Source organism: Pseudoalteromonas sp. GW168-MNA-CIBAN-0100 (assembly GCF_040309225.1).
Taxonomy (GTDB): domain Bacteria; phylum Pseudomonadota; class Gammaproteobacteria; order Enterobacterales; family Alteromonadaceae; genus Pseudoalteromonas; species Pseudoalteromonas arctica.
Window position 1 is genome coordinate 1 of the sequence record NZ_JBEOOL010000743.1, and the last position, 259, is coordinate 259.

Consider the following 259-nt stretch of genomic DNA (forward strand, 5'->3'; position numbering starts at 1 on the left):
GCTTTAAAATGCACACCAGAAAAATTAAGCAGTTGTTTTGCAAAATTTGCAAACGTTCCTAAAATATCTTCTAAAACTAAGCTCGTTTGAAGTTTAGCTGCTAGCTCATGCAGTGCTGTCGGTGTATTGCTATTATATTGCTCTGCTGAGAACGGCAAAAATTCGCCGCGACCAGAGATACGTTGTGTCAAAATATGAACGTTTTCCACTATTTCTTCCCCCTATAGTATTACTTTTTATAACTAAGCAGGTTATATGC

Annotated in this window: 1 pseudogene; it reads right to left on the reverse strand. The window is 37.1% G+C overall.

The window, feature by feature from the left end:
• Positions 1-209 (reverse strand): annotated as a pseudogene (locus AAEY62_RS23240) (GGDEF domain-containing protein); the annotation flags it as partial.
• Positions 210-259: the final 50 nt, after the last annotated feature.